General features: G+C 63.7%; 12 protein-coding genes. 8 read left to right on the plus strand and 4 right to left on the minus strand.

The window, feature by feature from the left end; all coding sequences use genetic code 11:
- Positions 1 to 49 precede the first annotated feature (49 nt).
- Positions 50 to 4,162 (plus strand): DNA-directed RNA polymerase subunit beta, encoded by a 4,113-nt coding sequence (gene rpoB, locus ACM1PE_RS29245; protein WP_059380284.1) that lies wholly within the window; start codon positions 50 to 52, stop codon positions 4,160 to 4,162.
- Positions 4,162 to 8,406, plus strand: a complete 4,245-nt coding sequence (gene rpoC, locus ACM1PE_RS29250) for a DNA-directed RNA polymerase subunit beta' (RefSeq protein WP_059380283.1) — start codon at positions 4,162 to 4,164, stop codon at positions 8,404 to 8,406. Before rpoB ends, rpoC begins: the two co-directional genes overlap by 1 nt.
- Positions 8,407 to 8,515: 109 nt before the next feature.
- On the opposite strand, the gene ACM1PE_RS29255 is transcribed toward rpoC, so the two are convergent.
- Positions 8,516 to 8,911 (minus strand): TssQ family T6SS-associated lipoprotein, encoded by a 396-nt coding sequence (locus ACM1PE_RS29255; RefSeq protein ID WP_059380282.1) that lies wholly within the window; start codon positions 8,909 to 8,911, stop codon positions 8,516 to 8,518.
- Positions 8,912 to 9,066: 155 nt separating this feature from the next.
- Between ACM1PE_RS29255 and ACM1PE_RS29260 the strand changes: the two genes are divergently transcribed.
- Positions 9,067 to 10,335, plus strand: a complete 1,269-nt coding sequence (locus ACM1PE_RS29260) for a serine/threonine protein kinase (RefSeq protein ID WP_419341858.1) — start codon at positions 9,067 to 9,069, stop codon at positions 10,333 to 10,335.
- A gap of 12 nt (positions 10,336 to 10,347) precedes the next feature.
- Here ACM1PE_RS29260 and ACM1PE_RS29265 read toward each other — a convergent pair whose 3' ends face one another.
- From ACM1PE_RS29265 to ACM1PE_RS29275, 3 genes are read right to left on the minus strand one after another with little or no spacing between them, the layout of a single operon-like run.
- The gene (locus tag ACM1PE_RS29265; RefSeq protein WP_419341860.1) at positions 10,348 to 12,669 is read right to left on the minus strand and encodes a CHASE2 domain-containing protein; all 2,322 of its coding nucleotides are present in this window, start codon (positions 12,667 to 12,669) and stop codon (positions 10,348 to 10,350) included.
- A 10-nt stretch (positions 12,670 to 12,679) separates the two neighbouring features.
- A complete protein-coding gene (locus ACM1PE_RS29270) occupies positions 12,680 to 13,789 on the minus strand; it encodes a FecR domain-containing protein (protein WP_059380279.1) in 1,110 nt (369 codons plus the stop codon).
- A 33-nt stretch (positions 13,790 to 13,822) separates the two neighbouring features.
- Positions 13,823 to 14,539, minus strand: a complete 717-nt coding sequence (locus ACM1PE_RS29275) for a response regulator transcription factor (protein ID WP_059380278.1) — start codon at positions 14,537 to 14,539, stop codon at positions 13,823 to 13,825.
- Between the two features lie 385 nt (positions 14,540 to 14,924).
- On the opposite strand from ACM1PE_RS29275, the gene ACM1PE_RS29280 reads away from it, so the two are divergent.
- From ACM1PE_RS29280 to tuf, 5 genes are all read left to right on the plus strand, one after another.
- A complete protein-coding gene (locus ACM1PE_RS29280; RefSeq protein ID WP_373429032.1) occupies positions 14,925 to 15,515 on the plus strand; it encodes a response regulator transcription factor in 591 nt (196 codons plus the stop codon).
- A 549-nt stretch (positions 15,516 to 16,064) separates the two neighbouring features.
- Positions 16,065 to 16,442: a 30S ribosomal protein S12 gene (rpsL, locus tag ACM1PE_RS29285; RefSeq protein ID WP_005017264.1), complete on the plus strand. Its 378-nt coding sequence runs from the start codon at positions 16,065 to 16,067 to the stop codon at positions 16,440 to 16,442.
- Positions 16,443 to 16,608: 166 nt separating this feature from the next.
- Complete coding sequence (rpsG, locus tag ACM1PE_RS29290) at positions 16,609 to 17,079, plus strand: 30S ribosomal protein S7 (RefSeq protein ID WP_006216561.1); 471 nt, start codon at positions 16,609 to 16,611, stop codon at positions 17,077 to 17,079.
- An 18-nt stretch (positions 17,080 to 17,097) separates the two neighbouring features.
- Positions 17,098 to 19,200: an elongation factor G gene (gene fusA, locus ACM1PE_RS29295; RefSeq protein WP_054459383.1), complete on the plus strand. Its 2,103-nt coding sequence runs from the start codon at positions 17,098 to 17,100 to the stop codon at positions 19,198 to 19,200.
- Between the two features lie 76 nt (positions 19,201 to 19,276).
- Positions 19,277 to 20,467, plus strand: a complete 1,191-nt coding sequence (gene tuf / locus ACM1PE_RS29300; RefSeq protein ID WP_119449751.1) for an elongation factor Tu — start codon at positions 19,277 to 19,279, stop codon at positions 20,465 to 20,467.
- Positions 20,468 to 20,470 lie beyond the last annotated feature (3 nt).

The following is a 20,470-nucleotide window of genomic DNA, read 5'->3' on the forward strand; positions in this document are numbered from 1 at the left end:
CACCTGGGGCCGTGGTTGACGGCCCATGCAACCTCGAGTCGGAGTGCTCATGCCTTACTCGTACACCGAAAAAAAGCGCATCCGCAAAAGCTTCGCCAAGCGTGAAGACGTTCAAAACGTTCCCTTCCTGTTGGCGACACAGCTTCAATCCTACCTAACTTTCCTGCAGGCGGATACCGCCCCGTCCGATCGCGTAGCCGACGGTTTGCAGGCGGCGTTCTCGTCGATTTTCCCGATCGTTAGTCACAACGGTATGGCGCGCTTGGAGTTCGTGAGCTATGTGCTCGGCGAACCGGTGTTCGATGTCAAGGAATGTCAGCAACGTGGCCTGACCTATGCCTCGCCCCTGCGAGCCAAGGTCCGCCTGGTGCTGCTTGACCGCGAAGTCAGCAAGCCCACCGTGAAGGAAGTGAAGGAACAGGAAGTCTACATGGGCGAAATTCCGCTCATGACGGGCACGGGTTCCTTCGTCATCAACGGCACCGAGCGTGTCATCGTTTCGCAGCTGCACCGCTCGCCTGGCGTGTTCTTCGAGCACGACCGCGGCAAGACCCACAGCTCCGGCAAGCTCCTGTTCTCGGCCCGCGTGATTCCTTACCGCGGCTCGTGGCTGGACTTTGAATTCGATCCGAAGGACGTCCTGTTCTTCCGCGTCGACCGCCGCCGCAAGATGCCCGTCACGATTCTGTGCAAGGCCATCGGCATGACGCCGGAATCGATCCTGGCCAACTTCTTCGACTTCGACAACTTCGAATTGAAGAGCGAAGGCGCGATGATGGAATTCGTGCCTGAGCGTTGGAAGGGCGAAATGGCCCGTTTCGACATCAGCGACCGCAGCGGCAAGGTCATTGTCGAAAAAGACAAGCGCATCAACGCCAAGCATCTGCGCGACCTGGCTGCCGGCGGCATCCAGCGCATCTCCGTGCCGGAAGACTTCCTGTACGGCCGCGTGCTGGCCAAGAACATCGTCGACCCGGACACCGGTGAAGTCATCGCCAACGCCAACGACGAAATCACGGAAAGCGTGCTGGGCGCCTTGCGCGCCGCCAACGTGCACGACATCCAGGCCCTCTACACGAACGACCTGGACCGCGGCCCGTACATCTCGCAAACGCTGCGCACCGATGAAACCGCCGACCAGATGGCCGCGCGCGTTGCCATCTACCGCATGATGCGTCCTGGCGAACCGCCCACCGAAGAAGCGGTGGAAGCGCTGTTTCAGCGTCTGTTCTACAGCGAAGAAACGTACGATCTGTCGCGCGTCGGCCGCATGAAGGTCAACAGCCGTCTGGGCCGTGGTGAAGACATCACGGGTCCGATGACGCTGACCAACGAAGATATCCTTGAAACCATCAAGGTGCTGGTCGAGCTGCGTAACGGCCGTGGCCAGATCGACGACATCGATCACCTTGGCAACCGTCGCGTGCGTTGCGTCGGCGAACTGGCCGAGAACCAGTTCCGCGCCGGCCTGGTGCGCGTCGAGCGCGCCGTCAAGGAACGTCTGGGCCAGGCCGAGACGGAAAACCTGATGCCGCACGACCTGATCAACTCCAAGCCGATCTCGGCCGCCATCAAGGAGTTCTTCGGTTCGAGCCAGCTGTCGCAGTTCATGGACCAGACCAACCCGCTGTCGGAAATCACGCACAAGCGCCGCGTTTCCGCACTGGGCCCGGGCGGTCTGACCCGCGAGCGCGCCGGCTTCGAAGTCCGCGACGTGCACCCGACCCACTACGGCCGCGTCTGCCCGATCGAAACGCCGGAAGGCCCGAACATCGGCCTGATCAACTCCATGGCGCTGTACGCTCGCCTGAACGAGTACGGCTTCCTGGAAACGCCGTACCGCAAGATCATCGACGGCAAGGTCAGCGAGCAGATCGACTACCTGTCGGCCATCGAAGAAAGCCACTACGTCATCGCGCAGGCCAACGCCGCGCTGGACGAGGAAGGCCGTTTCGTGGACGACCTGGTGGCTTGCCGCGAAGCTGGCGAAACCATGCTGACCGCCCCGGCCAACGTGCACTACATGGACGTTGCCCCGTCGCAGATCGTGTCGGTCGCCGCCTCGCTGATTCCGTTCCTGGAACACGACGACGCGAACCGCGCGCTGATGGGCGCCAACATGCAACGCCAGGCCGTGCCTTGCCTGCGTCCGGAAAAGCCGGTCGTGGGTACGGGCATCGAGCGCACCGTGGCCGTTGACTCGGGTACGACCGTGCAAGCCCTGCGTGGCGGCCTGGTCGACCACGTCGACGCCGAGCGCGTCGTGATCCGCGTGAACGATGAAGAAAACGTCGCTGGCGAAGTCGGCGTCGACATCTACAACCTGATCAAGTACACCCGTTCCAACCAGAACACGAACATCAACCAGCGTCCCATCGTCAAGCGTGGCGACAAGGTCGCCAAGGGTGACGTGCTGGCTGACGGCGCATCGACCGACCTGGGCGAACTCGCCCTGGGTCAGAACATGCTGATCGCGTTCATGCCCTGGAACGGCTACAACTTCGAAGACTCGATCCTGATCTCCGAAAAGGTTGTTGCCGATGACCGCTACACCTCGGTGCACATCGAGGAACTGACGGTTGTCGCCCGCGACACCAAGCTGGGTCCGGAAGAAATCACGCGCGACATCAGCAACCTGGCCGAGACGCAACTGAACCGTCTGGACGATTCGGGCATCACGTACATCGGCGCCGAAGTCAGCGCCGACGACGTGCTGGTCGGCAAGGTCACGCCCAAGGGCGAAACCCAGCTGACGCCGGAAGAAAAGCTGCTGCGCGCCATCTTCGGTGAAAAGGCGTCCGACGTTAAGGACACCTCGCTGCGCGTGCCCTCGGGCATGACCGGCACCGTGATCGACGTGCAAGTGTTCACGCGTGAAGGCATCGTGCGCGACAAGCGCGCCCAGTCCATCATCGACGATGAACTGCGCCGCTATCGCCAGGACCTGAACGACCAGCTGCGCATCGTTGAAAACGACCAGTTCGACCGTATCGAAAAGATGCTGGTCAACAAGACCGTCAACGGCGGCCCGCGCAAGCTGGCCAAGGGCGCCACGATCACCAAGGCTTACCTGGCTGATCTGGACCGCTGGCAGTGGTTCGACATCCGCCTGGCCGACGAGCCGCACGCCGTCGTGCTGGAGCAGGCCAAGGAATCGCTGGAGCAGAAGCGCCACCAGTTCGACCTGGCTTTCGAAGAAAAGCGCAAGAAGCTGACGCAAGGCGACGAGCTGCCCCCGGGCGTGCTGAAGATGATCAAGGTCTACCTGGCCGTGAAGCGTCGTCTGCAGCCTGGCGACAAGATGGCAGGCCGTCACGGCAACAAGGGCGTGGTCTCGCGCATCACCCCGGTGGAAGACATGCCGCACATGGCTGACGGCACGCCGGCCGACATCGTTCTGAACCCGTTGGGCGTGCCCTCGCGGATGAACGTCGGCCAGGTGCTGGAAGTGCACTTGGGCTGGGCTGCCAAGGGCGTGGGCCACCGCATCGCCGACATGCTGCGCGACGAGCGCACTGCGCAGGTCAAGAACGTCCGCGCCTATCTGGACAAGGTCTACAACACGACCGGCACCGGCGCGCGCATCGACGAGCTGACCGACGAAGAAGTCATGGAAATGGCCCAGAACCTCAAGAACGGCGTGCCGTTCGCGACGCCCGTCTTCGACGGCGCGACCGAAGAGGAAATCACCACGATGCTGGAACTGGCCTATCCGGACGACGTCGCCAAGCGCATGGCGCTGACGCCTTCGCGTACGCAGGCGTGGCTGTACGACGGCCGCACCGGCGAGCAGTTCGAGCGTCCGGTCACGGTTGGCTACATGCACTACCTGAAGCTGCACCACTTGGTCGACGACAAGATGCACGCGCGTTCGACCGGCCCGTACTCGCTGGTTACCCAGCAGCCTCTGGGCGGCAAGGCGCAGTTCGGCGGTCAGCGTTTCGGGGAAATGGAAGTGTGGGCGCTGGAAGCATACGGCGCCGCCTACACCCTGCAGGAAATGCTGACGGTGAAGTCCGACGACATCACCGGCCGTACCAAGGTATACGAAAACATCGTCAAGGGCGACCACGTCATCGACGCCGGCATGCCGGAATCGTTCAACGTGCTGGTCAAGGAAATCCGCTCGTTGGCCCTGGACATGGATTTGGAGCGTAACTAATGAAAGCGCTACTCGACCTCTTTAAGCAAGTCTCGCAAGACGAGCAGTTCGATGCCATCAAGATCGGCATCGCCTCGCCCGAGAAGATCCGTTCGTGGTCCTACGGCGAAGTTCGCAAGCCCGAGACCATCAACTACCGTACGTTCAAGCCCGAGCGCGACGGCCTGTTCTGCTCCAAGATCTTTGGCCCGATCAAAGACTACGAGTGCTTGTGCGGCAAGTACAAGCGCCTGAAGCATCGTGGCGTGATCTGCGAAAAGTGCGGCGTGGAAGTCACCGTCGCCAAGGTTCGCCGTGAACGCATGGGCCACATCGAGCTGGCCAGCCCCGTCGCGCACATCTGGTTTCTGAAGAGCCTGCCGTCGCGTCTGGGCATGGTGCTCGACATGACCCTGCGCGACATCGAACGCGTGCTGTACTTCGAAGCCTGGTGCGTGATCGAACCCGGCATGACGCCGCTCAAGCGCGGCCAGATCATGTCGGATGACGATTTCCTCGCCAAGACCGAAGAGTACGGCGACGACTTCCGTGCCCTGATGGGCGCGGAAGCCGTGCGCGAACTGCTGCGCACCATCGACATCGACCGCGAAGTGGAAACGCTGCGCGGCGAACTGAAGGCCACCAGCTCGGAAGCCAAGATCAAGAAGATCTCCAAGCGCCTGAAGGTGCTGGAAGGCTTCCAGAAGTCCGGCATCAAGGCCGAGTGGATGGTCATGGAAGTGCTGCCCGTGCTGCCGCCGGACCTGCGTCCGCTGGTGCCGCTGGACGGCGGCCGCTTCGCGACCTCCGACCTGAACGACCTGTACCGCCGCGTCATCAACCGCAACAACCGCTTGAAGCGCCTGCTGGAGCTGAAGGCTCCGGAAATCATCCTGCGCAACGAAAAGCGGATGCTGCAGGAAGCCGTCGACTCGCTGCTGGACAACGGTCGCCGCGGCAAGGCCATGACGGGCGCCAACAAGCGCCAGCTCAAGTCCCTGGCCGACATGATCAAGGGCAAGAGCGGTCGTTTCCGTCAGAACCTGCTGGGCAAGCGCGTCGACTACTCGGGCCGTTCGGTCATCGTGGTGGGTCCGCAGCTCAAGCTGCATCAGTGCGGCCTGCCCAAGCTGATGGCCCTGGAACTGTTCAAGCCGTTCATCTTCAATCGTCTGGAGATGATGGGCCTGGCCACGACCATCAAGGCTGCCAAGAAGCTGGTGGAAAGCCAGGAACCGGTGGTCTGGGACATCCTGGAAGAAGTCATCCGCGAACACCCGGTCATGCTGAACCGTGCGCCTACGCTGCACCGTTTGGGCATCCAGGCGTTCGAGCCGGTCCTGATCGAAGGCAAGGCCATCCAGCTGCACCCGCTGGTTTGCGCGGCGTTCAACGCCGACTTCGACGGTGACCAGATGGCCGTGCACGTGCCGCTGTCGCTGGAAGCCCAGCTGGAAGCGCGCACGCTGATGCTGGCCTCCAACAACGTGCTGTTCCCGGCCAACGGCGAACCGTCGATCGTGCCGTCCCAGGACATCGTGCTGGGTCTGTACTACACGACGCGCGAGCGCATCAACGGCCGCGGCGAAGGCATCTTCTTCACCGACGTCGCTGAAGTGCAGCGCGCCTACGACAACGGCGAAGTCGAACTGCAGTCGCGCATCACCGTGCGCCTGAAGGAACACGAGCGCGACGAGAACGGCGAATGGCAGCCGGTGATCCGCCGTCACGAGACGACGGTCGGCCGCGCGCTGCTGTCCGAAATCCTGCCCAAGGGCCTGCCCTTCACGGTGCTGAACAAGGCGCTGAAGAAGAAGGAAATCTCGCGCCTGATCAACCAGTCGTTCCGCCGCTGCGGCCTGCGCGACACGGTGATCTTCGCTGACAAGCTGATGCAGTCGGGCTTCCGCCTGGCCACGCGCGGCGGTATCTCCATCGCCATGGGCGACATGCTGATCCCGACCGCCAAGGAAGGCATCCTGGCCGAAGCCAGCCGCGAAGTGAAGGAAATCGACAAGCAGTACTCGTCGGGTCTGGTCACGTCCCAGGAACGCTACAACAACGTGGTGGACATCTGGGGCAAGGCCGGCGACAAGGTCGGCAAGGCGATGATGGAACAACTGGCCACCGAGCCCGTGATCAACCGTCACGGCGAAGAAGTGCGCCAGGAATCGTTCAACTCCATCTACATGATGGCTGACTCGGGCGCCCGCGGTTCGGCCGCCCAGATCCGCCAGCTGGCCGGTATGCGCGGCCTGATGGCCAAGCCGGACGGCTCGATTATCGAAACGCCGATTACCGCGAACTTCCGTGAAGGCCTGAACGTACTCCAGTACTTCATCTCGACTCACGGCGCGCGTAAGGGTCTGGCCGATACGGCACTGAAGACCGCCAACTCGGGTTACCTGACCCGTCGTCTGGTCGACGTGACGCAGGACTTGGTGATTACCGAGGACGATTGCGGCACCTCGCAGGGCTACAACATGAAGGCCCTGGTCGAAGGCGGTGAAGTCATTGAACCGTTGCGCGATCGCATCCTGGGTCGTGTGGCTGCCGTTGATATCGTCAACCCGGACACGCAGGAAACGGCCATCGTCGCCGGCACCCTGCTGGACGAAGACATGGTCGACACCATCGACCGCATCGGCGTGGACGAAGTCAAGGTCCGCACGCCGCTGACTTGCGAAACGCGCCACGGTCTGTGCGCGCACTGCTACGGCCGCGACCTCGGCCGCGGCTCGCCGGTCAACCAGGGCGAAGCGGTTGGCGTCATCGCCGCTCAGTCCATCGGTGAACCGGGCACGCAGCTGACGATGCGTACGTTCCACATCGGTGGCGCGGCGTCGCGTTCGGCCCTGGCCAGCGCGGTGGAAACCAAGTCCAGCGGTACCGTCGGCTTTGCCAGCACGATGCGCTACGTCACCAACGCCAAGGGCGAACGCGTGGCGATCTCGCGCTCCGGCGAACTGGCGATCTTCGACGACAACGGCCGCGAACGCGAACGCCACAAGATCCCGTACGGCGCGACCGTGCTGGTTGGCGATGGCGAAGCCGTGAAGGCTGGCGCGCGTCTGGCGACGTGGGATCCGCTGACCCGTCCGATCGTGTCGGAATACGGCGGCGCCGTCCGCTTCGAGAACATCGAAGAAGGCGTGACCGTTGCCAAGCAGGTGGACGAAGTCACCGGCCTGTCGACGCTCGTTGTCATCACGCCGAAGACCCGTGGCGGCAAGATCGTCATGCGTCCGCAGATCAAGCTGGTCAACGAGAACGGCGAAGACGTCAAGATCGCCGGCACCGATCACTCGGTGAACATCTCGTTCCCGGTGGGCGCGCTGATCACGGTGCGTGACGGCCAGCAGGTTGCCGTGGGTGAAGTTCTGGCGCGTATTCCGCAAGAATCGCAAAAGACTCGCGACATTACCGGCGGTCTGCCGCGCGTGGCCGAGCTGTTCGAAGCCCGTTCGCCGAAGGATGCCGGCATGCTCGCCGACGTCACCGGCACGGTCTCGTTCGGCAAGGACACCAAGGGCAAGCAGCGTCTGGTCATCACCGACCTGGAAGGCGTGAGCCACGAGTTCCTGATTCCGAAGGAAAAGCAGGTTCTGGTGCACGACGGCCAAGTGGTGAACAAGGGCGAAATGATCGTGGACGGCCCGGCCGATCCCCACGACATCCTGCGCCTGCAAGGCATCGAGAAGCTGGCGACGTACATCGTCGACGAAGTGCAGGACGTGTACCGTCTGCAGGGCGTGAAGATCAACGACAAGCATATTGAAGTGATCGTCCGCCAGATGCTGCGCCGCGTGAACATCGTCGACGCCGGCGATACCGAGTTCATCCCGGGCGAGCAGGTCGAGCGCTCCGAGCTGTTGAACGAGAACGACCGCGTCACGGCTGAAGACCGCCGTCCGGCCAGCTACGACAACGTGCTGCTGGGTATCACCAAGGCCTCGCTGTCGACCGACTCGTTCATCTCGGCCGCTTCGTTCCAGGAAACCACCCGGGTCCTGACCGAAGCCGCCATCATGGGCAAGCGCGACGACCTGCGCGGCTTGAAGGAAAACGTCATCGTCGGCCGCCTGATCCCGGCCGGTACCGGCCTGGCTTACCACCATGCCCGCAGGGACAAGGAAGCGCTGGAGGCTGCGGAACGCGAAGCCGCCCGCCAGCTGGCCAACCCGTTCGAAGACTCGCCGGTCACGGTGGGCTCGGATGCGGAAACGCCGGCTTCCGACCTGGGCGCCGAGGATTCCGCCGAATAAGCGGAAACACCCGGCAGGGATGCCGCGCGCAGTCCGGCGCGGCATGCCCGGAATCAAAAAGGCCGCTGATGCAAATCAGCGGCCTTTTTTTTGTCTGGCGCAGGGGAAGTTACTTTGGAACCTGTGCCTGCGCGTGCCGGAAGACGGGTCCCCAGACCGGATGGCCGGCTTCGTTGGGCGCCAGTTCGAAGGCGGGGTCCAGGGCCAGAATGCGGGCGAAACTGTCTTCGCACAGCCGCGGATACTTGCTCACGCAGTAGCTGAACGCCTGCAGCTTGTAGGCCTCGATGCGTACGGCCTTGGTGGAAGTGGCCAGGGCGTCGGAGGTGGCGACGCCGCGGATGACTTCTCCGTAGCGGCCGGCGCTATATTTGTCGCGTACCTGCTGCAGCTGGTCCAGGGCTTCCGCGGTGGGAGGCGCTTCCGGCTTTTGGGATGAGACGCCGGCGCAGCCCGCCAGCAGGGCCGATAAGCCGAGCAGACTACTCAGAACGCGAATTTTCATGGCTTCCAAAGGTGTAGAGAGGTTTAGCGGTACGCTATCGTGCCACAGCCTGATGCGCTCGGACATTTTCGGCAATGTCCTTGCGGTGCGGATTGGATAATATTCGCCTTATTCCATAGTTAATTCAGCTGTCGCGCGACAGCGCAGTCCCGATCATGTCTTCTTCCGCCGGCCTCCTGACGCCGCGTGGCCCTTTTTCCGGTGCCGCGCCGCTTGCACTGCGTCCGCTGAGCGCCATCGCCGCCAGCACGGCGGGGGGCGTGCCGGAAACCCGCATCAAGCGGCTTTTGTCCGATCTGCTGCCGTCCTTGATGGCGCTGCATGCCCAAGGTGAAATCTGCGGCGATATTTCGCTGGACACGGTGGGTATGGACGAAAACGCCCGTGCCCATCTGGTGCCCGAACTGGTCGTGGCGCGTTCGCGCCGCGCTACCCGCACGCCGACCCCGGGGTTTGCGCCGTTCGAGCTCTACACGGATTCGATGGAATGGCCGCGCGGCCCTTGGAGCGATATCTACGCCTTGTGTGCGGTGATGCACGCCCTGATCATTGGCAGCAAGCCCGTCCCGGCGCCCGAACGCCGGGCTGAAGATACCTACGAACCGCTCGCGTCCCTGGGTTTGCCGAAATACAGCCCGCACTTCCTGTCAGTGATCGACGCCGGCCTGGCCATGGCGCCCGCCGACCGCCCGCAGACGCTGGCCGATCTGGCCGGCATGCTGGGCATCGCCGCGCAGGTCGAAACGGCGCCGGATCCGGTGATTCCGGCGCCGGCTTCGCGCGCGGCGCCGGCGGCTGCTGCCGCAGTGCATCAACCCGCCCGCGGGCGCCATCCGCTGCTGGTGCTGCTGCTCATCGTGGCATTGATTGGCGCGGGCGTATATGCCTGGTTCGAGTCTGGCATGGGCGCGCCCAATGCACTGATCACCCGGTCCGAAGTGGTCCAGCCGAACCCGCCGGCGGTGCATCCCCTGCCGCCGCCATCGGCGCCGGCGCCGGGCGCCACGTCTGCGGCGCCGCCATCGCTGCCCGAGGTTCGAACCCCGCAGGAATCCGTGCCTCAACCCCCAGTCGCGGGAAGCGCGCCAGCTCAGGGCGACACTCCGGCTCAGCCGGCGCTGCCTGCCGAGGCGTCTGGGACTGCGCCAACTTCACCCGCGGCCGCGCCGGCCGAGACTCCCGCCGTGGCCGAAGAGGCTCCCAAGCCCAAACCGGTTCCCGTGCTGGTGCGATTGGACATCCGCCCATGGGGCGAGGTCTGGATCAATGGCGTGGCGCGTGGCATCAGTCCGCCGGTCAAGGAACTGCGGCTGATTCCCGGCAAGTACCAGGTGGTGCTGCGCAACGCCGATCTGCCGCCCTACCGCATGACGCTGGAGGTCAAGGCGGGCAAGCCCGCCGTGATCTCGCACGTCTTCCAATAGGGAGCGCCGCGGCTACGCCGCGGGCATTTCCTCCGGCGCCATCGGCAGGCGCAGCGTGAAGACCGAACCCACGCCCAGCTCGCTGCTGACCTCGACCGATCCGCCGTGGCGTTCGGCCACCGTGCGCACGAATGCCAGGCCCAGGCCCGCGCCGCCAACATCGCCGCGGGTTTCCACACCCACGCGCGAGAACGGCTCGAACATGCGGGCCAGGTCCTGCGCTGCGATACCCTGTCCCTGATCGCGGATGTTGACGCGCCAGAAGCCAGGTTCCTCGTCGATGCCGCATTCGATCCGCGTGTCCGCCGGGCTGTATTTGATGGCGTTGTCGATCAGATTGCACAGCGTGCGCATGAGCAGGGTCTGATCGCCGCGGACGTAGGCGCCGGGCAGCGGTAGCGCGAGGGTGAGTTCGATGCCGCGTTTCTGTGCCGAGGCCCAGAATTCGTCCACGGCGTCCTGCAGCAGGCTACCCAGATCCAGCTCCACCGCGCTGATCGTCATCGACTCGGCGCGCGTGAGGTGCACGAAATCGTCGACCAGGCGCAGCGTGCGGTTGGCCAGCGCGGCGATGCGGCCCAGGGTTTCACCCTGGCCTTCGGTCGAACCGCTTTCCTGTTTCATTTCGACCAGCGCGAGGATCGAGCTTTGGGGCGCGCGCATGTCGTGCGAGATGAAGCGCAGGGTTTCCTCGCGTTGGCGTTCCGCCTGGCGGATGCGCGAGATGTCCGTCAGCGTGGTGACGGTGCCGGCGAAGTTGCCTTCGGCGGTATGGATGGGGGCGCATTTCAGGATCAGGTCACGCCCCGCGTGGTCGCGTATTTCCAGGTCGGCGCTCCAGGGCGATGACGCGGCGACCGGGCCTTGGCCGCTGAGCGCTTCGGCGACGCGTTGGCGGGTGGCGGGATCGGAGATGGTCTTCTCGAGCAGGTGCGCGGCCGGACGGCCGACGCGGGGAGGGCGCATGCCCAGCCGCTGGAAATACATGACAGCAGCCTGGTTGCGGAATTGCATGCGGCCGTCCTGATCGAAAACCAGCGTGGCGTCCGGCATGCCGTCCAGGCTGTCAGCGAGGAAGCGGCGCAGGTTGCGCACGCGGGCCAGCGCCCGGCGCAGCTCCCCGACGCGGCTCTCCAGCGACACGCTGGGTCCCGCGCCCTGGGCGCCGGCCTCGTTCAGCACCGGCGGGTACTCGCGCTGCAGGCGGCGCAGTTCGTTGTCCATGTAGCGCAGCGCGGCCTCCTGGCTGCGCCAGCTCCAGAGCGGATAGCACAGCGTCACGCCCAGCAGCGCCGCAGCGGGCGCGAACCACACATAGGCGTAGGCCAGCAGCAGCAGCGCGGTCAGCAGGATGAGGGCGAACAGCGCCAGGCTGACCAGCAGGGCCCGCTTGGGCGACAGCCGCCACAGGGCCAGGCAGGCCAGCAGCACGGGCAGCGCCGCAAACAGCGCGTTGCACCAGGCGGGCGGCAGCCTATAGGCGATGTCGTCGCGTGCGGCGTGCAGCAGGTTGGCGATGATCTCCACCCCCGACATGCCGCTGACGTCATGTGAAACCGGTGTCGGGTAGGCGTCGCCCAGGCCGGTGGCCCAGGCGCCGACCAGCACGTACTTGTCGCGCAGTTCCTCCGGCGACAGATCGCCGCGCAACACGGACAGGTAGGACACGGTCCGCGTATGCGCGGTGGGGCCGGCGTAGGGAATCAGGATGCTGCCGTCAGGCGCGGCACGTTGCAACAGCTTTTGCGCGGAATCCGGTTCGCCGCCGACGTCGAGCATCGCCAAGGCCAGATGGTTCCAGCGGCGGTCTCCAAGCCGCGCGGTCAGGGTGGCTTCGCGCACCACGCCATCGGGGTCGATCCGCGCGTTGATGAAGCCTTTCGCGGCGGCGGCCTGCGACACGCCGGGGATGGGTTCGTTGACGGCCGCAGGGCGGTCGAGCCGGTCCAGCACGACCGGCAGGACGGTACGGCCGTGGCGCCGGATGCTGTCGGCCAGAATGCGGTCGTCGTTCGGATTGGCCATGTCCGGCTCGGCGAAGATCAGGTCCAGCGCGACGGCGCGAGCGCCCTGGAGCCGGTCCAGCAGCGCCGCGTGGACCGCGCGCCGCCAGGGCCAGTGGCCCAGCGCCTTGACGCTGTCATCGTCTATCGCGACGATCAGGATATCGGGATCGGCACCGCGTCCGGTCATCGACAAGGCGCGGTCATAAAGAATCTGGTCGAAACGGCCCAGGCCGTTGAAAGCGCCCAGGATGGCGGCAAGCGCCGCCAAAGCCACAGTCAGCCACAGCCCTGAGCGCGAGGTCCGGTCCTGCGGATCGGCATCGGCCATGGGGCGGGCTCTAGTAATCGGTCAGCGTGATCAGGCCGCCCGTGCCGCTGGCCACGCCAGAGCCGTCGGAGGTCAGGAGCATGTTCGCGCCCTCGAAGGTGGCGATCGCGTCGCGCCCGTTCAGGCCCAGGTCATCCACTGCGCGCACCGACACGTAGTAGGTGCCGGGACCGGGCGCCGTAAAGCGGATGTCGTTGCTGGGGAAGCTCGTCGACGATACCGGCAACGCGCCTTCGGCATCGCGCGAGACGCGCACCAGATAGCTCTGTGCGCCGGACACGGGCGAGACGTCGGCGGTCCAGGCGCCGCCGCCCGCCCGCGTGGGCGTGCCCAGCTGCGGCGCATCCAGCAGCGCACGCATGCCCGAGACCACGCCGTCCGAGCCGACCGCCGCGCCGTAGCCCGTGGCGACCGCCACGGGCTTGGCCGGAGCCGATCCGGGGGCGTGGGGCTGCAGCCGCACGCTGCCTTCCAGCACTTCGCTGTGCACGCCTTGTGCGCCGCTTTGCACGCGGAAGCGCGTGCCGCGTACGCCGGTGACTGCGACCGGCGTGCGGATTTCGAAACGGCCCACGCCTTGTCCCGCGGGTGCCACGGACGATTCCACGCCGCCCTTTTGCACCTGGACGACGGAATCCGTCAGCGCGGTGCCTTCGAACTGGCGCAGGCGCGTCAGCTCGACCGAACCGCCAGCCGGCAGCGTCAGCTTGGAACCATCGGCCAGCTCCAGCGTCACGAAGCCGTTGGCGGCGGTGCCGACCGTACTGCCTTCGGCCACGGTGTCGCCAGCCCGCAGGGCCTTGCCGTCGACGTTCGCCTGGCCGCTGACGTGCACGACACGGGCATCGGCGGGCCGCACGGGAATCATGGACAGCGGAATGCGCAACTCCAGCCCGATGGGCAGGGCTTCGGGCGTGACGACCTTGTTCAGGGTCTGCAACTGGTTCCAGTTGGCCGGCTTGTGCGTATAGCGGGTCGCCAGGTCGATCAGCGTATCGCCTTGGCGGATGCGGTAGATGAAATCATCCCCCAGCGCGCCGGCGGGCTGGCTGTGCGCCGGCGCCATCAGCGTGAGGCAGGAAATCAGGCCAAGCAAAGAAAGCGCGCGGCAGCGGCTCATGACTCTCGTTTCTCCAGGGATGCGCGCAGGCGCTTACTGCGGATTGACTGCGATGTCTTCCGGCGAGCTGATCAGCTCGAGCCGGTAGCCCAGCGCATAGGAAGACGTGAGGCGCACGCCATGTTCCGGACGCAGCTGCAGCTTTTGCCGGATGTTCGACAAATGGGTGTCCAGGGTGCGCGAGGTGGCCGGAATTTCCCGGTTCCATACGCATTCGGCCAGCACGTCGCGGGACATGAGGCGGCCGACATTGCGGAAAAACAGCAGCGCCAGTTCGAATTCCTTGGGGGCGAGCGGCACAACCGCGGAATCCAGGGTGATGCTGCGGGCGGCGGGCTCGATGCGATAACGCGCTACGTCGAAGGCATCGTCCGCAGGTTCGGCGATCTGGCTGCGGCGCAGCAAGGCCGCCACCCGCGCCAGCAGCTCCAGGGGGCGCAACGGTTTGACGATGTAGTCGTCCGCGCCGGCGCGCAGGCCTTCCACCAGATCGTCCTCGCTGGACCGATTGGTCAGGAAGATGACTGGGATGCGCGGACCGATATTGGCACGCAGCCACCGCACCACATCATCACCATCGATGTCGGGCAGATGCCAGTCCAGCAGCACCAGGTCGAAATGCTCAGTGCGCAGCGCGGCCAGCAGATCGCGGCTTTGCTGATAACTGGTGCAGTCGTATCCGGCAGTGGTCAGAACTTGCTGGATGCGGCGTGCTTGATCCAGGTCGTCTTCCAGCGACGCGATTTTCATCAGACGTGTTCTCGCGAAGGTTTGCTACGCAAGCGCGCGCTATGGCGCCCTACTGCAAGATGAGAAAGGAATATATAGGTGTAAACGAATGATAACTCGGGAGAGGCCCCGGCTGGCTACGTTATGGCAAGAACTGTCAAACATTGCAAAGTTGACGAATCTTGACTGGAGTTGTTGCGTAACAACGCGCCACACTGTCTCAATCGTTCTCCCCCTCCCTCAGTATGGCGAGGGCGGAGCCGGTCGAGGTTGTTGGTCGGATGGAACAGATATGAATCAATTGCGCATACTTATGATGTCACCGGACGAGGCCGCTCGCGGCATTGCCGTGTCCGCATTGTTGCAAGCTGGTATTTCTGCACGCGGTTGCTCGACGTCTCTCGAATTGTTTGGATTGCTCAACGGCGGCGGCTATGACGTCGTGGTCCTGGATGTCGGGACCTTGGGCGAAATCGGCTACGCCCTGGTGGCGCGTTTGCACGGCTCGTCGTCGATGGGCATCGTGGTCACGGGGCGCGGCATGTCGGTGGATAGCCGCCTGCGCTGCCTGCAAAGCGGCGCGGACGCCTGTCTGCCAGATCCGCAGGATCCGCGCGAGCTGGCCTGCATCCTGCTGTCCCTGGCCCGTCGCCTGCCCGCGGGGCAGGAAGCGGCGTCCGTGGGCGAGGCCGCCCAGAACGGACAGTGGGAACTGCGCGACCAGGGCTGGACTCTGGCGGCGCCCTCGGGGGCGACCATCTCCCTGTCCGCCAATGAACGCCTGATCGTGCGCTCTCTGCTGGAAGTCGCGGGCAAGGCCGTGGGCCGCACCGAGCTGGGTGATGAGCTGCAGGTCGAGGGCGGTTCGGTGCGCGCCAGCGGTTCGCGCAGCATCGACGTGATCGTCAGCCGCTTGCGCCGCAAGGCCGAGCTGGCCGGGGTGATGTTGCCGATACGCACGGTCTACGGTAGCGGCTACCTGTTCGCCGACCAGTAGCGCGGGCGGGTACACTGGCCGCCGCGCCAGGCGCCGGCCGCCGCCGGAAAGTCTGCTATCGTTTTCCCGCAGTCGGCCGCGCTCAGTGGCCCTGGTTTTCGGTTCCGCTTTTTGGCGTATGTGGCCCTAATTTCCGCGAGCGCCGCCGAACTGGCGTTCTTCTGCCGGCAATATGCCACGTCGCCTGACTTACAATTTTCTTTGACAGCAAGCCTTTATCTCAGTTATGCTAAAGGGCTTACTGCTTTATTTCGCGCGCAAAAACTGGCCGCGGTAGGGCTCAGAAGTACGGTGTCTGGGAACGGGGTGCGTCACGAGCCTTTCGTCTTCCAAACCACACGGCTTCGCGGCATCGGGTCTTTCCGGCGTCGTCGCTCCACGGCATCCAGCTTTGTGCGTTTTGTCATAGTTTGTTGGCAAGCCCGCTCTTTTACGTATACGAACGTTTGAGGCGGTTTTGCGCGAACTGCCTTCTCCGAAAGTTCACTGCTTGAGGAGACGAGTACGTAAGTACTTACCCAGTGGTACGTAAAAGGGATTTCAAAGGTCATGCCTACCATTAGCCAACTCGTGCGCAAGCCGCGCGAAGTCAGCATCATCAAAAGCAAGAGCCCCGCGCTCGAAAACTGCCCGCAACGCCGCGGCGTGTGCACTCGCGTGTACACCACCACCCCCAAGAAGCCGAACTCCGCTCTGCGTAAGGTTGCCAAAGTGCGTCTGACCAACGGTTACGAAGTCATTTCGTACATCGGCGGTGAAGGCCACAACCTGCAAGAGCACTCGGTGGTTCTGGTGCGTGGCGGTCGTGTGAAGGACTTGCCCGGTGTGCGTTATCACATCGTGCGCGGTTCCCTCGACCTGCAAGGCGTCAAGGATCGTAAGCAAGCCCGCTCGAAGTACGGCGCCAAGCGTCCGAAGAAGGCTTAATAACGAGTCAGCAGTACCCCCGTGTGGCGGAAGTCCGTCACTAGGGAAGTGCGACCGCGCCATCCAGATGATGGGAATGTGCGCGGCACGTAAGGGGTCGTCTCCATGGACGGCCATGGCCGTGTAATGAAACACGGTTCAACTGAACAGACACAAGGAAGCAACAATGCCCCGTCGTCGCGAAGTACCCAAGCGCGAGATTCTGCCCGATCCCAAGTTCGGCAGCGTCGAACTCGCCAAGTTCATGAACGTCGTCATGCTGGACGGCAAGAAGGCCGTCGCCGAGCGCATCGTCTACGGTGCCCTCGAGCAAGTGCAAACCAAGACCGGCAAGGAGCCGATCGAAGTTTTCAGCCTGGCGATCAACAACATCAAGCCGATCGTCGAAGTGAAGAGCCGCCGCGTTGGCGGTGCCAACTACCAAGTGCCGGTTGAAGTGCGCCCCGTGCGCCGCCTGGCCCTGGCTATGCGTTGGCTCCGTGAAGCCGCCAAGAAGCGTGGCGAGAAGTCGATGGATCTGCGTCTTGCTGGCGAACTGATCGACGCCTCCGAAGGTCGTGGCGCCGCGATGAAGAAGCGCGAAGACACGCACAAGATGGCAGAGGCCAACAAGGCCTTCAGCCATTTCCGCTGGTAATTTAAGGACTAACCCACCATGGCCCGCAAAACCCCGATCGAGCGCTATCGCAACATTGGTATCTCTGCGCACATCGATGCAGGGAAAACCACCACGACCGAACGTATCCTGTTCTACACCGGCGTCAATCACAAGATTGGCGAAGTGCATGATGGCGCAGCCACCATGGACTGGATGGAACAAGAGCAAGAGCGTGGCATCACCATTACGTCGGCTGCTACGACGGCGTTTTGGCGTGGCATGGCCAAGAACTATCCCGAACACCGCATCAACATCATCGACACCCCGGGACACGTGGACTTCACCATTGAGGTGGAACGTTCCATGCGCGTCCTGGACGGTGCTTGCATGGTCTACTGCGCGGTGGGCGGTGTTCAGCCCCAGTCCGAAACCGTGTGGCGCCAAGCCAACAAGTACGGCGTGCCGCGTCTGGCCTTCGTCAACAAGATGGACCGCACCGGCGCCAACTTCTTCAAGGTCTATGACCAGCTGAAGAACCGCCTGCGCGCGAACCCCGTCCCCGTCGTGATCCCCATCGGCGCCGAAGACACGTTCAAGGGCGTGATCGACCTGGTCAAGATGAAGGCGATCATCTGGGACGAAGCCAGCCAAGGCATCAAGTTCGACTACGAAGACATTCCGGCCGAACTGCAAGGCGCGGCTGAAGAATGGCGCGAAAAGCTGGTCGAAGCTGCCGCCGAGTCGTCCGAGGAACTGATGAACAAGTACCTCGAGACCGGTTCGCTGGAAGAAGCCGAGATCAACCTGGCCATCCGTCAGCGCACCATCGCCGGCGAAATCCAGCCGATGCTGTGCGGCACCGCCTTCAAGAACAAGGGCGTGCAGCGCATGCTCGACGCCGTCATCGACTACCTGCCGTCGCCTGTGGATATTCCGCCGGTCGAAGGCACCGATGACAACGGCAACGAAGTCCTGCGTCAAGCCGACGACGGCGAGAAGTTCTCGTCGCTGGCGTTCAAGCTGATGACCGACCCGTTCGTCGGCCAATTGACCTTTGTCCGCGTGTACTCGGGCGTCCTGAAGTCGGGCGACACCGTGTTCAACCCGATCAAGGGCAAGAAGGAGCGTATCGGCCGCATTCTGCAGATGCACGCGAACAACCGCGAGGAAATCAAGGAAGTTCTGGCTGGCGACATCGCCGCCGTCGTGGGCCTGAAGGACGTGACCACCGGCGAAACGCTGTGCGATGTCGATTCGCACGTGACGCTGGAGCGCATGGAGTTCCCCGAGCCCGTGATTTCGCAGGCCGTGGAACCCAAGTCCAAGGCTGACCAGGAAAAGATGGGCCTGGCGCTGTCGCGCCTGGCGCAGGAAGATCCGTCGTTCCGCGTGCGCAGCGACGAAGAATCCGGCCAGACCATCATTTCCGGCATGGGCGAACTGCACCTGGAAATTCTGGTTGACCGCATGAAGCGCGAATTCGGCGTGGAAGCGAACGTCGGCAAGCCGCAAGTGGCTTACCGCGAAACCATCCGCAAGACCTGCGACGAAGTTGAAGGCAAGTTCGTCAAGCAGTCGGGCGGCCGCGGCCAGTACGGTCACGTGGTTCTGAAGGTCGAGCCGTTGGCTCCTGGCGGTGGCTACGAATTCGTGGACGCCATCAAGGGCGGCGTGGTTCCTCGCGAGTACATCCCCGCGGTGGACAAGGGCATCCAGGAAACGCTGCCTTCGGGCGTGTTGGCTGGCTACCCGATCGTCGACGTCAAGGTCACGCTGTTCTTCGGTTCGTACCACGACGTGGACTCGAACGAAAACGCGTTCAAGATGGCCGGCTCCATGGCATTCAAGGAAGGTCTGCGCAAGGCCAGCCCCGTGCTGCTGGAACCGATGATGGCCGTTGAAGTCGAAACGCCTGAAGACTACGCTGGCACCGTGATGGGCGATCTGTCCTCGCGTCGCGGCATGGTTCAGGGCATGGACGACATGGTTGGCGGCGGCAAGACCATCAAGGCCGAAGTTCCGCTGGCCGAGATGTTCGGTTACGCCACGAACCTGCGTTCGCTGACGCAAGGTCGTGCCACGTACACGATGGAATTCAAGCATTACTCCGAAGCTCCCAAGAACGTCGCTGACGAAGTCATCGCCGCTCGGGCCAAGTAAATAACCCTCGCCGCGTCCGCCCAAAAGGCGGCGCGGCAAATATCGAAATTTCCTTGAAAGTCAAAGGATAGAGATCATGGCAAAAGGCAAGTTTGAACGCACCAAGCCGCACGTGAACGTCGGCACCATCGGCCACGTTGACCACGGCAAGACCACCCTGACGGCGGCCATCACGACCGTTCTGTCGAACAAGTTCGGCGGCGAAGCCAAGGGCTACGACCAGATCGACGCGACTCCTGAAGAAAAGGCTCGCGGCATCACGATCAACACGGCTCACGTCGAGTACGAAACGGAAGCGCGTCACTACGCGCACGTTGACTGCCCGGGCCACGCTGACTATGTGAAGAACATGATCACGGGCGCCGCGCAAATGGACGGCGCGATCCTGGTCGTGTCGGCCGCTGACGGCCCGATGCCGCAAACCCGCGAACACATCCTGCTGTCGCGCCAGGTTGGCGTGCCGTACATCATCGTCTTCCTGAACAAGGCCGACATGGTTGACGACGCCGAGCTGCTCGAGCTGGTGGAAATGGAAGTCCGCGAACTGCTGTCGAAGTACGACTTCCCGGGCGACGACACCCCGATCGTGAAGGGTTCGGCCAAGCTGGCGCTGGAAGGCGACAAGGGCGAACTGGGCGAACAGGCCATCATGGCTCTGGCCGCTGCGCTGGATTCGTACATCCCGACGCCCGAGCGCGCCGTGGACGGCACGTTCCTGATGCCGGTTGAAGACGTGTTCTCGATCTCGGGTCGCGGCACCGTGGTGACCGGCCGTATCGAACGCGGCGTGATCAAGGTCGGCGAAGAACTCGAAATCGTCGGTATCGTTCCGACGGTCAAGACGACCTGCACGGGCGTGGAAATGTTCCGCAAGCTGCTGGACCAAGGTCAAGCCGGCGACAACGTGGGCATCCTGCTGCGCGGCACCAAGCGTGAAGACGTCCAGCGCGGCCAAGTTCTGGCCAAGCCGGGCTCGATCACCCCGCACACGGACTTCACGTCCGAGGTGTACATCCTGTCCAAGGAAGAAGGCGGCCGTCACACCCCGTTCTTCCAAGGCTATCGTCCCCAGTTCTACTTCCGCACGACGGACGTGACGGGCACGATCGAACTGCCGGCCGACAAGGAAATGGTTCTGCCGGGCGACAACGTGGCCATGACGGTCAAGCTGTTGGCTCCGATCGCCATGGAAGAAGGTCTGCGTTTCGCCATCCGTGAAGGCGGTCGTACCGTCGGCGCCGGCGTCGTCGCCAAGATCCTGAAGTAATTC

The sequence above is a fragment of the Achromobacter sp. PD1 genome, assembly GCF_048541815.1.
Taxonomy (GTDB): domain Bacteria; phylum Pseudomonadota; class Gammaproteobacteria; order Burkholderiales; family Burkholderiaceae_B; genus Achromobacter; species Achromobacter bronchisepticus_A.